Origin of the sequence: Halalkalibaculum sp. DA384 (genome assembly GCF_043951955.1) — a bacterium.
In the GTDB taxonomy this organism is placed as follows: domain Bacteria; phylum Bacteroidota; class Rhodothermia; order Balneolales; family Balneolaceae; genus JAMQKA01.
The window spans coordinates 13289-28269 of record NZ_JBINJE010000023.1 but is presented as its reverse complement, the minus strand read 5'-3'; the positions used below and the strand labels follow the sequence as shown (position 1 = coordinate 28269).

The 14981-nt window shown below is 51.5% G+C and carries 12 protein-coding genes; 9 read left to right on the top strand and 3 right to left on the bottom strand.

What is annotated here, in order from left to right; translation table 11 throughout:
• Positions 1-27: 27 nt before the first annotated feature.
• From ACG2E4_RS13050 to ACG2E4_RS13040, 3 genes are all read right to left on the bottom strand, one after another.
• Complete coding sequence (locus tag ACG2E4_RS13050) at positions 28-465, bottom strand: hypothetical protein (RefSeq protein WP_395276828.1); 438 nt, start codon at positions 463-465, stop codon at positions 28-30.
• Entirely contained in the window at positions 462-1415 is a 954-nt protein-coding gene (locus ACG2E4_RS13045; RefSeq protein WP_395276827.1) for a TerC family protein, read from the bottom strand. Before ACG2E4_RS13045 ends, ACG2E4_RS13050 begins: the two co-directional genes overlap by 4 nt.
• 220 nt (positions 1416-1635) lie before the next feature.
• Positions 1636-2574, bottom strand: coding sequence for a hydrogen peroxide-inducible genes activator (locus ACG2E4_RS13040; RefSeq protein WP_395261639.1), 939 nt, complete (start codon positions 2572-2574; stop codon positions 1636-1638).
• 139 nt (positions 2575-2713) lie between these two features.
• On the opposite strand from ACG2E4_RS13040, the gene ACG2E4_RS13035 reads away from it, so the two are divergent.
• From ACG2E4_RS13035 to ACG2E4_RS12995, 9 genes are all read left to right on the top strand, one after another.
• Positions 2714-2986 (top strand): acylphosphatase, encoded by a 273-nt coding sequence (locus ACG2E4_RS13035; RefSeq protein WP_395276826.1) that lies wholly within the window; start codon positions 2714-2716, stop codon positions 2984-2986.
• Between the two features lie 96 nt (positions 2987-3082).
• Entirely contained in the window at positions 3083-3634 is a 552-nt protein-coding gene (gene thpR / locus ACG2E4_RS13030; protein ID WP_395276825.1) for an RNA 2',3'-cyclic phosphodiesterase, read from the top strand.
• Between the two features lie 2 nt (positions 3635-3636).
• On the top strand, positions 3637-4488 hold the full coding sequence (locus ACG2E4_RS13025) for an alpha/beta hydrolase (RefSeq protein WP_395276824.1): 852 nt from the start codon (positions 3637-3639) through the stop codon (positions 4486-4488).
• 5 nt (positions 4489-4493) lie between these two features.
• Positions 4494-4916: a secondary thiamine-phosphate synthase enzyme YjbQ gene (locus tag ACG2E4_RS13020; protein WP_395276823.1), complete on the top strand. Its 423-nt coding sequence runs from the start codon at positions 4494-4496 to the stop codon at positions 4914-4916.
• 129 nt (positions 4917-5045) lie between these two features.
• On the top strand, positions 5046-8528 hold the full coding sequence (gene dnaE / locus ACG2E4_RS13015; RefSeq protein ID WP_395276822.1) for a DNA polymerase III subunit alpha: 3483 nt from the start codon (positions 5046-5048) through the stop codon (positions 8526-8528).
• A gap of 256 nt (positions 8529-8784) precedes the next feature.
• Positions 8785-9111, top strand: coding sequence for a thioredoxin TrxA (gene trxA / locus ACG2E4_RS13010; protein ID WP_395261645.1), 327 nt, complete (start codon positions 8785-8787; stop codon positions 9109-9111).
• Positions 9112-9321: 210 nt separating this feature from the next.
• Complete coding sequence (locus ACG2E4_RS13005; RefSeq protein WP_395261646.1) at positions 9322-10392, top strand: efflux RND transporter periplasmic adaptor subunit; 1071 nt, start codon at positions 9322-9324, stop codon at positions 10390-10392.
• A 20-nt stretch (positions 10393-10412) separates the two neighbouring features.
• Entirely contained in the window at positions 10413-13520 is a 3108-nt protein-coding gene (locus ACG2E4_RS13000; RefSeq protein WP_395261647.1) for an efflux RND transporter permease subunit, read from the top strand.
• Between the two features lie 107 nt (positions 13521-13627).
• A complete protein-coding gene (locus ACG2E4_RS12995) occupies positions 13628-14959 on the top strand; it encodes a TolC family protein (RefSeq protein ID WP_395276821.1) in 1332 nt (443 codons plus the stop codon).
• Positions 14960-14981 lie beyond the last annotated feature (22 nt).

Genomic DNA, 14981 nt, shown 5'->3' with positions numbered 1-14981 from the left:
CAATTACTCATTACCTGTTACTCGTTACTACGTGTCAAGTGCTAAAATCTTAATGTAGCTGAGAAGTAGAATAACAACGGCTGCTGACACCATACCGACACCCAGCCAGCGAACAGCTGTCGATACCGTGGATGGGTTTTCCTTAATGACCATGCGGAGTTGTGGCCAGCGCACCAGTTGTGCTCCCGCCAGGTACACCATCAACAAACTCCAAACCGAGAACAGAAGTTCGGTAAGCGAAAACGGGACAAACGAAAGTACCAGGCAGGGCAGGGTAAACAGCAGCCAGTATTTCAGGATGGATCGGAGGAGAGGCGGCGTATCTTTTTTCTCTGCTCGTTGAACCAGGTGATGTTTAAATTTGGAAGGTGTAACGGCCAGCCACCCGCCGCAGACCAGCATCAACATTCCAAACACGCTGTAATAAAGTGTGAACCATTTTATGGAGAAATCTTCCGGGATCATTCTTCGGCGGGTATTTCTTCAACGGGAAGGGAATCCTCATCTTCTTTGGGAAACAGCAGGGAAGCGATGACGGAAGCGATCAGCGTAAGTGCGACGAAACCCAAGGCCCAGGGAGTAGGGATGTGGTAGAAGTCCGCAATCAGCATTTTGATCCCCACAAAAACAAGGATCATGGAGAGGCCGTAGTGCAGGTAGTGAAATAGTTTCATGACGCCGGCCAGGGCAAAATAAAGAGCCCTCAGCCCGAGGATGGCAAAAGCGTTGGAGCTGTAGATAATAAACTCGTCGGTGGTAATGGCCAGGATCGCGGGGATGGAGTCGAGGGCAAAAACCACATCAGTCGTTTCAATAACGATAAGGACCACAAACATCGGCGTGGCGATGCGCCGTCCCATCTTTTTAATGAAAAAGTTGGAACCGTGGTAGCTTTTGGTGATCGGAATAAATCGCCGCACCAGCTTCAGTACCGGGTTTTTCTCGGGGTGAACCTCCTTGTCCTTTTCCAGCGCCAGCTTGATACCGGTAAAGACGAGAAATCCCCCGAATACGTAGATAATCCAGTGGAACCGTTCCAGCAGCGCCACACCGGTAAAGATAAACAGGAGCCGCATGACCAGTGCACCGAAAATACCCCAGAAAAGCACTTTATGCTGGTACTTGGCGGGTACCTTGAAGTAGGTGAATACCAGCAGGAATACAAAAATATTGTCGACACTCAGCGATTTTTCGATCAGGTAGCCGGTGTAATAGTCCAGCGCGGTGCTACCACCCATATAGTAATATACACCAATGCCAAACAACAGGGCCTGGACAATCCAAACTCCGGTCCATATCAGCGCTTCCTTGATGCTTTCCTCGTGCTCTTTGCCGTGGAATACCACGAGGTCTACAATCAACATCGCTACAATAAATGCGTTGAATACGATCCAGAGGGTTAAGCTGTGTTCCACTTGTTAAATTTATTGAGCATTCTGTTGTCAAAAATAAACACCAAAGGTAGGGATAAAAGCGTGAAGTGAAAAGTCAGACGTGAGACGGCAGGAGTGAGATGTGAGACGTTCTTACCAGAAAGGTAAAAAAAGTTAATTATTCTTTTACAAATATCTGAGAGTAGAAAACAACGTCTCACGTCTGCCATCTCACGTTTCACGTCTCACTTCTCACGTCTGCCTATTCAACAACAACGCCCTCTTCCGCTTTCCTGAGTTCTTCGGGAACGCAGGATCTTATTTCATCAGCAAATGCTTCGATAATATTGTTTTTGAGGAATTCCCGGCTGTAGGCCAGGCGGACTTTGCGGCGGGGCACCGGGTCCTTAAAATAGCGCAGGTGGGCTGTGGCACACTGCTGGTTGATCTGGTTGATCGCCAGGTAGGGCAGCAGCGTCATGCCGAAATCCTGCTCCACCAGCTGCTTCAGGGTTTCCAGGTTGCCGCTTTCAAACTCGATATTGAGATCTTTCGATGCCTCGCGGCGATGTTTTTTGCACAGCTTCATCGTCTGGTCGCGGAAGCAGTGCCCCTCGTTCAGCAGCCACAGGTTGCTCGCTTCAAGATCGTCAATAGTCAGGTGTTCCTCCTTCGAAAGGGGGTGGTCTCCTGAAACGTAACCCACGAACGGCTCGTAGTAAAGATCCACTTCATGCACAAAACTCTGCTCGACAGGCGTAGCTATAATAGCCACATCCAGCTGATCCTGCTCCAGCAGCTCGAGCAGTTCGTTAGTGACCATCTCTTCAAAAATGAGCTTCACTTTTGGGTATTTTTCCGTAAAGCTCCTCAGGAAAAGGGGAAGCAAATAGGGGGCGACCGTGGGAATAATGCCGATTCGAAATTCCCCTTTTAGTTCCTCGTCGTTGATTAAGGCCAGGTCTTCAATGCGCTTGGACTGCTTGAGCATCTCTTTGGCCTGCTCGATGATGCGCTCCCCGATCTCGGTCGGGACAACCGGCGACTTGGATCGATCAAAAATGGTGACCCCCAGCTCCTCTTCCAGCTTGTGAATCTGCATGCTCAGCGTGGGCTGGGTGACGTAGGTTTTCTCAGCAGCGGTGGCAAAGTGGCGGTACCGGTCTACGGCAACAATGTACGAGAGTTGAGTTAATGTCATGAAACGAAAATCATATTTCCGAGGTGTTTCTGCAAAGAAGTATACTAACTTTTGGGGATCTTTTGGAATCCATTTTGAATGGTATACATTTGAGTGGAATGGATGGAATGAATCAGTAATCAAAAAACCGAACATTCTGATGAAGCGAGCACATATTTTTATCGAAGGCCGCGTTCAAGGGGTCGGATTTCGCCATTTTACCAAAACCAATGCCCGTCAGCTTGGAGTCAACGGCTGGGTGAAAAACCTGCCGGACGGGCGGGTGGAGGCGGTGTTTGAGGGAGAGGAGCCCCCGGTTAAAAAGATGGTTGAACGGGTAAAAGAGGGTCCGCGTGCCAGCAGTGTCTCCAATGTAGAGGTAGAATGGGAAACGCCCAGCCGGGAATTCAGCAACTTCCGGGTCACATATTGACCGGCCCGAACCTCTCTAAAGGGATGGGGCATAACCGGCCTTGTTGGTTGGTGACCGTTAAAAAGTGATTAAAACTAAACTCCACACCCCGTAATTATGCGTCTGTTTATTGCCATCGATTTACCGGATTGGGTCGCCGGGCGGCTTTCGGAATTGCAGGACCACGGCCTGGATATTCGGTGGACCACGCCAGAGACGATGCATCTGACCCTGCGGTTTGTCGGGGATATGGAGGATGCAGCTGAACGGGAACAGTTGATAGAGAACCTTTACGAGATCCGGGTTCCGGCGTTTGAAATGTCGATTAACGAGCTCGGATATTTTCCGCCGCGTAAACATCCGAAAATTATTTGGGCGGGTATACAGGAAAACAGGACCCTTCTGAATCTACAGGAAATGGTGGAACAGGCTTGTCGAACGGCAGGAGTTGAGCCGGAGGACCGAACATTTATTCCCCATGTCACGATTGGGAGGGTTGGCGGCGTGTCAAGGAAAGAGGTGCATTCCTTTTTTAACAGGAACAAAAAGATTCAAATCGAGGGCATACCTGTGGATAAATTTATACTGTATCAGAGCAAGCTGCGACCGGAGGGAGCGCAGCATATTCCCGTAGAATATTTTGCCCTGAGAAACAATGACGAGGCATGAAGATGTTAACCACACTTTTTTGGACATTGGCAGCCCTCGCAGCAGGATATCTGCTGATTTTTCTGCTGCTCTACCTTTTCCAGTCGCACCTGATTTTTCATCCTGTTTCCGACCTTCCCTATACGCCCGAATTTATGGGACTGAAATATGAAGATGTTACCTTTGAGAGCGAAGACGGTGTGAGGCTCCACGGGTGGTACGTTCCGCATGAAAATCCGCGGGGAACGGTCCTTTTTCAACATGGAAATGCAGGCAACATTTCCGGTCGGCTGGAAACCATAGAGCTGCTTAATCGAATCGGGCTGAATGTGTTTATTTATGACTACCGGGGATATGGACAAAGCGAGGGAGCGCCCTCGGAAACAGGAGCCTATAAAGATGCGATGGCCGCCTGGCGGTACCTGACGGAAGAACGGGATATACCGGCAGATGAAATTATCCTGATGGGGCGCTCACTGGGCGGAGCTATCACGGGCTGGCTGGCCAACCGGGTTACGCCGGTCGCCGTTATCCTGGAATCCACATTTACCTCGGCTCCCGACCTGGCCGCCGATTTGTACCCGATATTTCCCACCCGCATGATGGTGAAATATGACTTCCCCAATAAACGGTATATCAGGAATATTCAGGTACCAATACTGGTTGCCCACAGCAGGGAAGATGACCTCATTCCCTACTCTCACGGCCGCCGCCTGTTTGAGCTTGCCAACGAGCCCAAAACGTTTTTTACAATGCAGGGCGACCACGGAAACGGGTTCCTGGAGACCGGGAGCGCCTACATACGGGCGATTGATAATTTTATAAACGAAGTACTGGAAACGAAGCGAATTAAAAACAAGCAAAAAGAGCAGTAGAAATAATGGATATTTACAGCGAGGAAATCACCATCAATTCGGAAGGATTTTCGGAAATTACAAATATAACGGAGAAGGTGGCCTCGGTATCTGACCATTCAAAATTTGGGGAGGGGCTCGTCCACATATTCCCGATCGGCTCCACGGCCTCCATCTCCACTATCGAGTTTGAGCCGGCCCTGGTACAGGATATGAAGGACAAACTAGAGGAGTTTGCGTCCCGCGACCAGACGACCCGCCACGGAGAGACCTGGGGCGATGACAACGGTTTTTCGCACATGCGCGCCACCATGATGGGACCGGGCATCACCGTGCCGCTGCACAACGGCGGGCTGGTACTGGGCACCTGGCAGCAGATCGTCATTTTTAACCATGACAACCGCAGGCGCGACCGCCGCATTTTTGTGCAGGTCATCGGGAAGGAGTGAATTTAGAATGTGATCTTAATTCGATCAATGGGCATCCAAATTTTAAAAATTGAATCCTTTAATCTTTCCTCATCCTCTGGTAAATTGGCTGGGGTAACAACGTAACGCATCCTCCAAAAACAGACGATTATGCCCGACTTTTCACACCTTCATTCGCACACGCAATTCAGCATGCTGGATGGGGCGGCCAGTATCTCCAACATGATCAAGAAGGCTAAAAACACCGGTATGCCGGCCGCGGCGATCACCGACCACGGCAACATGTTCGGGGTGCCGGAGTTTGTAAATGAGGCTCAAAAGCAGGGTGTAAAGCCGATCATCGGGTGTGAGTTTTATGTGACGCCTTCAGGCATGGACGACCGCAAAGACCGCACGCGCTACCACCAGGTATTGCTGGCCAAAAATATGGCCGGCTATAAAAACCTGATGAAACTATGCTCACTCGGCTATGTTGACGGCCTCTACTACAAGCCGCGTATCGACAAGGAAACCCTGGCCGAACACGCCGAGGGACTGATCGCCACCACCTGCTGTATCGCCAGTGAAATCAACCAGACGATCATCAATAAAAGTGAGGCGGAGGCCAAGCGCATTTTTGAGTGGTATCTGAACCTGTTTGGGGATGATTACTACGTGGAACTGCAGCGCCACGGGCTGGAAGATCAGAACCGCTGCAACGAAGTGCTGAAAAAATGGGCCCGGGAGTACAAGGTGAAAATGATCGCCACCAACGATTCCCATTACATCGAAAAAGAGGACTCCGAGGCCCACGACGTGCTGCTGGCCCTGCAGACCAATGCCGACATCGACGATCCCAACCGGTTCCGGTTTACTGACGATCACAACAACCTGAATCCGGAATTTTACATGAAGACGCCGGATGAGATGCGGGAGCTGTTCAACGACGTGCCGGAGGCGATCGACAATACCAACGAGATCGTCGAAAAGGTGGACAATATCGATCTCAGTTCTGAACTGCTGCTGCCTCACTACAGTATCCCGGATGAGTACGATTCGATGGACGCCTACCTGCGGGAGCTCACCTACAGTGGGGCAAAAAAGCGATACGGTGAGATTACCCAGGATGTGAGCGAGCGGATCGACCAGGAGCTGGGGATCATTAAAAACATGGGCTTTACCGGCTATTTTCTAATTGTACAGGATTTTACCTCCGAGGCACGCAACCGGGGGGTATTCGTCGGACCGGGCCGGGGATCGGCAGCGGGCTCGGTTGTGGCTTACTGCCTGGGCATCATCAACATCGATCCGCTGAAGTATGACCTGCTGTTCGAGCGGTTTCTCAACCCGGAGCGGGTGAGTCCCCCGGATATCGATATCGATTTTGACGATTCCGGGCGACAGGAAGTGATCGACTATGTAGTGGAGGAGTACGGGCGCGAAAATGTGGCGCAGATTGTAACCTATGGCACCATGAAGGCCAAGACGGCGATTCGGGATGTAGGCCGCGTGCTGGGGGTGCCACTGCAGGAGGTTAACCAGATCTCCAAGATGTTCCCCGACAAACCGGGCCTCGATACGTTCGACAAGGTGCTGGACCCGAGTCGCAACCCGGAATCGGCCAAAGACCTGCAGCAGTTGTTTGAACATTCTGATCCCCAGATTGCCAAGATGATGCGCTATGCCCGCACGCTGGAGGGCTCGGCGCGGCAGACCGGCATCCACGCGGCGGGCGTGATTATAGCCCCGGGAGAGATCAGCGAGTACGTGCCGGTGGCGCTCTCCAAGGAAAAAGAGATGATCACCCAGTACGATGGTCCCTGGGCCGAGGATTGCGGCCTTCTGAAAATGGATTTCCTGGGACTTAAAACGCTCTCCATTCTCAAAACTTCCATCAAGTACGTAGAGGAAAATTACGGGAAAACCTACGACCTGGATGAGATCCCTTTTGACGATGAAAAAACCTTCGAACTCTACCAGAAGGGCCAGACCATCGGCACCTTCCAGTTTGAGTCGGACGGCATGCGCAAGTATCTCAAGCAGCTTAAACCGACTTCGCTGGACGACCTGATCGCCATGAACGCGCTCTACCGCCCGGGCCCAATGCAGTTTATCCCGGAATATATCGACCGCAAACACGGCCGCAAAGAGGTGGAATATCCCCATCCCGATCTTAAGGAGATCCTGGAGCCGACCTATGGTATTATGATCTACCAGGAGCAGATTATGAAAGCGGCCCAGAAGATGGCCAACTATTCGCTGGGCGATGCCGACCTGCTGCGTCGTGCCATGGGGAAGAAGAAGAAAAAGGTGATGGAGGAGCAGGAGGAGATCTTTGTAAACCGGGCCATTGAAAACGGGGTGGAAAAGGGCAAGGCCAAAGAGATTTTTGACATGATGGCCGAGTTTGCCAACTACGGCTTCAATAAATCGCACTCGGCAGCGTACTCGGTTGTGGCCTACCAGACCGCCTACTTCAAGGCTAACTACCCGGCCGAGTATATGGCCGCGGTCCTCAGCCACAATATGGGCGATATCGACAAGGTCTCCAAGTTTATCGAGGAGTGTTACAAGATGGGCATACGGGTCGATCCGCCCAATGTGAATACCGGGGAGGGCAAGTTCGTAGCCCGCGACGGCCATATTCAGTACGGCATGGAGGCGATCAAGGGCGTTGGCTCCAACGCCGTGGAGGAACTGGTGGAGGAGCGGAAAGAGAACGGGGCGTTCGAATCCATTTTCGATTTCACCAAGCGGATGGATCTCCGGGTCTGCAACAAGCGCAAGCTGGAGAGCCTGGCACAGGCGGGGGCCTTCGATAGCTTTAACAAGAATCGCCGCCAGTTGATCGAAAACCTGGATATTATCGTAACCTATGCGCACCGAATGCAGGAGCTGGAAGACTCCAACCAGTCCGATCTTTTTGGAGATGGCGGCGGCTCGGCCACGGTCATTGAGGAACCGGCCCTGCAAGAGGTCGAACCGTGGTCCAATATTGAACGGCTGAACAAGGAACGGGAGCTGATCGGTTTCTACCTGAGCGGGCATCCGCTGAACAAGTTCAGAGAAGATATCGATATTTTCTGCTCCCATACGCTGGCGCCGGATGAGCTGGAACAACTGAACGATCGCACCGAAGTGCGGGTGGCCGGAATTATTACCGAGGTAAAACGTGTTACCGACAAGCGCGGCCGCCCGTTTGCCTTTGTCCAGATGGAGGACCTGTACGGCACGGTGGAGGTTATCACCTTTAACGATGTCTATGACAGTCACCTGGGTATGATTCAGGTTGATACGCTGGTGGTCGTAGATGGCCATATCGACACGCGAAACGGACCCACGAAAATTATCGCAAGCTCACTTGAACGGATAGAAAGCATGCGCGAAAAGTACCAGGACCAGATTGAACTGCAGCTGGATATCGATACTTCCTCGATCACGGAAGAAGAGCTCCGAAAAATGGCTGAGCTCTTTGCCGGCCACAAGGGGGAGACCAATATCCAGTTTAACGTGTTGAGCCGGGAGGCCAAACGCCCATTTGTGATGCATTCCAGAAAATTTGTTGTTGATCCCACCCAGGAACTGCTGGGTGAGCTCAAGGGACTGATTGGGGAAGATGCCGTGGCGCTTAAGAGGACGAACGGGGCTTCATAGGGGGGATGGTTGAAGGTTGCAAGTTAAATGTTGAAGGTTTGTTTGTAAGTGGTTGGTGGGCCGTTAACCTGTAACCTTGTCGTTCAACCTGTAACCTTGAACCTTCAACTTTGAACTTACAACCTTAATCGGTAAGATAAGTTTTTGTAATACCGTCTATAGTAAGAAATGATAAGCATTTAAGAATTTTATCTTGCATATTTGCGTTTGCAGTTGTGAGATGAACGAAAATTACAATCGAAGAAGATAATTTGTTATGAGTAAAGCAGTAAAGTTTACAGACGATTCCTTCCAGGAAGATGTTCTCGAATCTGAAAAACCGGTGTTAGTCGATTTTTGGGCCGAATGGTGTGGTCCCTGTAAAATGGTCGGTCCGGTAGTAGACGAGATGGCCGGAGAATATGAAGGAAAAGCAAAAATCGGCAAGGTTAATGTTGATGAAAATCCCGAGATTTCGACCAAGTACGGTATCCGGAGCATACCCTCGCTGCTGATTTTCAAAGATGGCGAAGTGGTAGATCAAATTGTGGGAGCAGTACCGAAGTCACAGCTTAAAAAGCAGCTTGAAGCACAGCTGGCGTAAGTTGAAGCAATGAATGCTTAAGTAGTTTCAGCCCGGAGATCGAACTCCGGGCTTTTTATTTTGTTGGAAGTCGGCCGGAAATAACCGGGTTCAGGAGACAATCTGGCTGAAAAGTGTCACTGCCTTTTACAACAATTGTCAAAAACTTAAATAATCATCTTCTTATATTAATTATTATGCCTGTAATTACAAACAGTTATCATATGAAGTATGAGCAGTTTGGCAAGTAAAATAATCGCGGTGGTAACGGTGTTCCTGGTGGTTGGATTGTTGATGTATCCGAAGATTAAACCTCTGCTGGGTGAAGAGAATGCGTCATCATCTACTGCTGGAAATAATGCCCCCCTCAAAGTGGAGGCGTTCGAAGTAAAGCCGGATACCGTTAATGATATCATTTACACCACCGGCACCCTTATTGCCAACGAAGATATTGAGCTTCGGAGTGAAGTTTCAGGGCTGATTACTGACATTTACCTGCAGGAGGGCCGCCCGGTAAAAAAGGGCGATCTGCTGATTAAGATTAATGACAGCGAGCTGCAGGCACAGCTCAAACGGGCCCAATATCGCCTGGAGCTGGCTGCCGAGCGGGAGAGCCGCCAAAAGAAGCTGCTTGAAAAGGGCGGGATCAGCCAGGAAGATTATGACGCCACGCTGAATGAGGTGAACGTCCTGCGCTCCGAAGTGGCCCTGATCCAGGCACAGATCGACAAAACCGAAATACGAGCCCCTTTTGATGGCCAGATCGGGTTAAAATATGTAAGTGACGGCAGCTACATATCTCCTGCTACGCGCATAGCATCGCTGCAGAGCATCGACCCGATAAAGATAGATTTTTCTATACCGGAGCGATATGCGGGTAAAGTACAGGAAGGTGACCGTATCCGTTTTTCCGTGCAGGGAACGGATGAGGAATTCACAGGTGAAATTTACGCCATCGAGCCCAAAATTGAGTCCGAAACCAGAACGCTGCAAATACGCGCGCGAAGTGAAAATAAGCAACGTAAACTGATGCCGGGCGCTTTTGCCGATCTGGAACTCACGCTTGAGACGATCACAGATGCAAAGATGATTCCCACCATTGCGCTTGTCCCGGAACTTCAGGGACAGAAGGTGTATATATATCGGGATGGGCAGGTCGAACAGCAAAGCGTGCAGACGGGGCTCCGTACGGAATCAAGCGTGCAGATTATCGAAGGTGTCGAGTTTGGGGACACCATTTTGACGACCGGCCTGCTGCAGGTGCGTCCCGGGATGCCGGTCCAGCTTCAGCAGGTCCAATAAAAATTGTAAACGGGATTGCTATGAGTCTCTCATCACTAAGCATTCGCCGGCCGGTGCTGGCCACGGTATTCTCTATCGTGATTCTTCTGTTTGGAATCATTGCGTTTACCTTCCTGGGCGTGCGCGAATACCCTGCCGTTGATCCCCCGATTATTACGGTCAGTACCAGCTATATCGGGGCTAATGCGGAAATTATTGAGTCGCAGATCACCGAGCCGCTCGAGGAGCAGATCAACGGCATTGCCGGAATCCGGACCCTGACCTCGGTAAGCCGGGAGGGACGGAGCACGGTGACGGTGGAATTTGATCTGGATGTGGACCTCGAGACCGCCGCCAACGACGTGCGCGCCCGGGTATCGCGTGCCGTGGGGAACCTGCCGCCTGATGCGGAACCCCCGGTCGTCACCAAGGCCGATGCGGATGCCAGCCCGATCCTTTTTTACAACATAAAGAGCGATTCCCGCAACCTGCTACAGCTTACCGAAATTGCGGAAAACGCGTTCAAGGAGCGCGTTCAAACCATCCCAGGGGTGAGCAATGTGATGATCTGGGGCGACAAGACGTACGCCATGCGCCTCTGGATGGACCCGATGAAACTGGCGGCCTACGATCTTACCCCGCTGGATGTCAGAAACGCCGTGCTCCGCGAAAATGTGGAACTGCCCTCCGGGCGTATAGAGGGGAACCTGACCGAGCTTACGGTTCGTACCATGGGCCGGATGACCCAGGTGGAGGAATTCAATAACCTGGTCATCAAGGAATCCGGCGGGAACACCATCCGTTTTCGGGATATCGGCCGGGCGGAACTGGGACCACAAAACGAGCGAACCATCCTGAAGCGGGATGGGGTGCCGATGGTAGGCGTGGTGCTGGTGCCGCAGCCGGGAGCCAACCAGATTGCGATCGCTGATGAATTCTATAGACGGGTGGAAAGCATCAAGCAGGACCTGCCCGCCGATATCGAAACAGCGGTGGGCTTTGATACGACCGAGTACGTGCGGGCGTCGATAGATGAGGTGCAACAGACGATCTTTATCGCGCTGGCGCTGGTTATTCTAATTATTTTCCTGTTCCTGCGCGACTGGCGTACCACATTCATCCCGATTATCGTTATTCCGATCGCCTTGATCGGCTCCTTTTTTGTGATGTATATCGCCGGCTTTTCCATTAATGTGCTGACATTGCTGGCTATTGTGCTGGCCATCGGCCTGGTCGTGGATGATGCGATCGTGGTGCTTGAAAATATCTATTCCAAAATGGAGCAGGGACTGCCGCCCATCCAGGCAGGAATTGTAGGGTCAAGAGAAATTTTCTTTGCGGTTATCGCCACCTCGCTCGCGCTGGTTTCTGTGTTTATGCCGATACTGTTCCTGGGCGGCGTTACCGGTCGCCTGTTCCGGGAGTTTGGAGTGGTGATTGCAGGTGCGGTCGTGATCTCCTCGTTTGTGGCGTTGACACTGACCCCGATGCTCTCTTCAAAAATGTTGAGGGCGGGACAAAAACACAGCTGGTTCTATATCAAAACAGAACCCTATTTTAAGCGCTTGAACAAAGCGTATAAAAGTACGCTTGAATCATTTATGAGGCACCGGTGGATTTCCATAGCCACAATTGGGATTTGCGGGCTCTTTATCTGGGGACTGCTGAACGTGGTGCAGCAAGAGGTGGCCCCGCTGGAAGATCGCAGCCGCATTCGAATGTTTGCCCAGGCACCCGAGGGCGCTTCTTTTGAGTATATGGATAACTACATGGACCGGCTCATCACGCTCGTTCAGGACAGCGTGCCCGAAGCAAAATCCATTATCTCGGTCACTTCGCCCGGCTTTGGGGCTTCCAGCTCGGTCAACTCGGGATTTGCATTCGCAATTCTTACCGACCCGGATACCCGGGAACGTTCGCAGGATGAGATCGCAAATGATTTGACCCGCATGGTCGGGAATCTTTCCGGGGCGCGGACTTTTGTCACTCAGGAACAGACCATCGGAAACAGCCGCGGCGGGCTGCCGGTGCAGTTTGTGCTGCAGGCTCAAAACCTTGACAAGCTGAAGGAGGCGATACCCGTTTTTCAGGAAGAGGTCCGCAACAGCAACGTATTCACCGTACAGGATGTGGATCTGAAATTCAACAAGCCGGAACTGCAGGTTCAGATCAATCGGAACCGGGCCAAAACACTGGGAGTATCCGTACGCGATATTGCCCAAACCCTGCAGCTGTCGCTGAGCGGGCAACGATTCGATTTTTTTGTGATGGACGGCAAGCAGTACCAGGTTATCGGGCAGGTGGAGCGGGCCAACCGGGATGAGCCTGTAGATTTGAAAACACTCTATGTCCGGAATAACCAGGACAGGCTGATCCAGGTTGACAACCTGGTATCGGTGGCAGAGCGGAGCAGCCCGCCACAGTTGTACCGCTACAATCGCTACGCATCGGCCACCATTTCTGCGGGACTAACCCCGGGCAATACCATTGCCAACGGCATTGACGAAATGAATGCGATCGCTGACCGCGTGCTTGATGCCTCCTACACTACCAGCCTTGCGGGACCTTCCCGCGATTTCGTGGAGAGCTCCTCCAGCCTTTGGTTTATCTTTGCGCTCGCACTCGTCCTTATTTACCTGGTGCTGTCGGCCCAGTTCGAGAGTTTTAGAGACCCGTTTACGATCATGCTTACCGTACCGCTGGCCCTGACCGGCGCGCTGATTACGCTCTGGTACTTCAATGACACGCTCAATATCTTCAGCCAGATCGGGATGATTATGCTGATCGGGCTGGTTACCAAAAACGGCATCCTGATTGTGGAGTTTGCCAACCAGCGGCAGCGCCAGGGTCTAAGCATATACGATGCCATTATGGATGCGGCGGCAGTACGGTTTCGCCCCATCCTGATGACCAGTCTTTCAACGGTGCTCGGCATTTTGCCAATTGCCCTGGCCCTGGGAGCGGGAGCGGAAAGCCGCACCTCGATGGGTATTGCCGTCATCGGCGGACTTATTTTCGGCAGCGTCCTGACGTTGTACGTAATCCCCGCAATGTACACGTACCTGTCGCCGGTAAAAAGCGCGGATGATATCATCGACCAGGAAGTGGTTGAAGAAGCCGAGCGTAAATATGAGCCGGTGAAAGTTTGATTTCATTAAATCAACTAAATTTATCAAATCTGTTGAAAGTTGAGGGTTACAGGTTGAAAGATAAACCTTCAACCTTCAACCTGTAACCTTCAACACGAAGTATGTATATGTTTCGAAGTCCTATCCTGACCCTGATTCTCATCGGTGCTATAACCACAAATGTAACAGCCCAAAACCAGGAGCTGCTCACACTTGACCAGGCGATCCGCATTTCCCTCGATAATAATTTTTCGATCCAGATTGCCCGGAATAATGCAGCTATTGACGATAATAACCAGTCGTACGGCAACGCAGGCTTTTTCCCTGAGCTTACGGCAGCGGCTTCGCGCAGCAAAAGGATCGAAGACAGCAAATCTGAGTTTTCCGGCAACAGTATTCCTGACCGGGACGTGAAGGGAGCCGAGACAACAACCACCAACGCCACGGCCTCCCTGAACTGGACGATATTTGACGGACTGGGTATGTTCACCACGTATGAAAAACTGGGGGAGCTGAAGAAGCTGGGGGCGATAGAATCGCGATTGACGATCGAAAACAATGTGGCCCAGATTATTACGGCATATTTTAATATCGTTCGGCAGCAAAAGATAGCAGAGGTACTTGAAAGCACGTTGGAGGTGTCGGAACAGCGTATCCAGATTGCCGAGACGCGCAAGGATCTGGGGTCAGGATCGGAATATGATCTGTTGCAGGCGCGGGCCGACTATAATGCCGATCGGGCCGCCGTGATCCGGCAGGAAGTTACCCTGGAGGATGCCAAAATTCTGCTGAACGAACTTATGGGTCGGAATGTGGAAAGCACCTTTTCCGTACAGTCCGAGATCCCTGTAAATACCGACCTGGTATATGACGAAATTATTACCCGGGCGTTGTCCGGAAATATAGAGCTGGCGCTGGCTAAAACGAATGAACGGGTTACCGAGCTTGAGATTCAAGAGATTAGGGCAGAACGGTTTCCTGAAATTGATCTGAACGTGGGATACGGGTATAATCTGAATGAGTCGGCTGCGGGTTTTATGGAGCTCAGCCAGAATAAAGGCTTTAACTACGGGCTCACGGCTCGCGTTACCTTGTTTGACGGGTTCGATCTAGAGCGTCGCAGGCAAAACGCCGAGATAGCACTCAAAAATCGCCGGCTCTCTATACGGGAACAGGAGCAGCGGATAAAGGCGGGCATTAATTCCGAATTCAACAACTATCTCAGCGCTCTTCGGCTGGTTGAGCTGGAGGAGGAAAATCTTTCATACGCCGAACAAACGGTTGATATCGCCCTTGAACGATTCAAGCTGGGTACGATCAACTCTATCGAACTTCGGGAAGCCCAGCGCACCCTGATTGATGCGGAAAGCCGCCTTATCCAGGCCCGGTTTGAAGCCAAGGCCGCTGAAGCTGAACTTTTCCGACTGATGGGCATCGGGAGCAGCCAGGTTGATCGGTAAACTAAACGGGTCTGAAAAGCAG

Excerpts from the sequence above, each read along its gene's own strand:
- ACG2E4_RS13050 (WP_395276828.1), bottom strand. The coding sequence starts at position 465 with ATGATCCCGGAAGATTTCTCCATAAAATGGTTCACACTTTATTACAGC.
- ACG2E4_RS13040 (WP_395261639.1), bottom strand. The coding sequence starts at position 2,574 with ATGACATTAACTCAACTCTCGTACATTGTTGCCGTAGACCGGTACCGC.
- ACG2E4_RS13035 (WP_395276826.1), top strand. The coding sequence starts at position 2,714 with ATGAAGCGAGCACATATTTTTATCGAAGGCCGCGTTCAAGGGGTCGGA.
- thpR (WP_395276825.1), top strand. The coding sequence starts at position 3,083 with ATGCGTCTGTTTATTGCCATCGATTTACCGGATTGGGTCGCCGGGCGG.
- ACG2E4_RS13025 (WP_395276824.1), top strand. The coding sequence starts at position 3,637 with ATGTTAACCACACTTTTTTGGACATTGGCAGCCCTCGCAGCAGGATAT.
- ACG2E4_RS13020 (WP_395276823.1), top strand. The coding sequence starts at position 4,494 with ATGGATATTTACAGCGAGGAAATCACCATCAATTCGGAAGGATTTTCG.
- dnaE (WP_395276822.1), top strand. The coding sequence starts at position 5,046 with ATGCCCGACTTTTCACACCTTCATTCGCACACGCAATTCAGCATGCTG.
- trxA (WP_395261645.1), top strand. The coding sequence starts at position 8,785 with ATGAGTAAAGCAGTAAAGTTTACAGACGATTCCTTCCAGGAAGATGTT.
- ACG2E4_RS13005 (WP_395261646.1), top strand. The coding sequence starts at position 9,322 with ATGAGCAGTTTGGCAAGTAAAATAATCGCGGTGGTAACGGTGTTCCTG.
- ACG2E4_RS13000 (WP_395261647.1), top strand. The coding sequence starts at position 10,413 with ATGAGTCTCTCATCACTAAGCATTCGCCGGCCGGTGCTGGCCACGGTA.
- ACG2E4_RS12995 (WP_395276821.1), top strand. The coding sequence starts at position 13,628 with ATGTTTCGAAGTCCTATCCTGACCCTGATTCTCATCGGTGCTATAACC.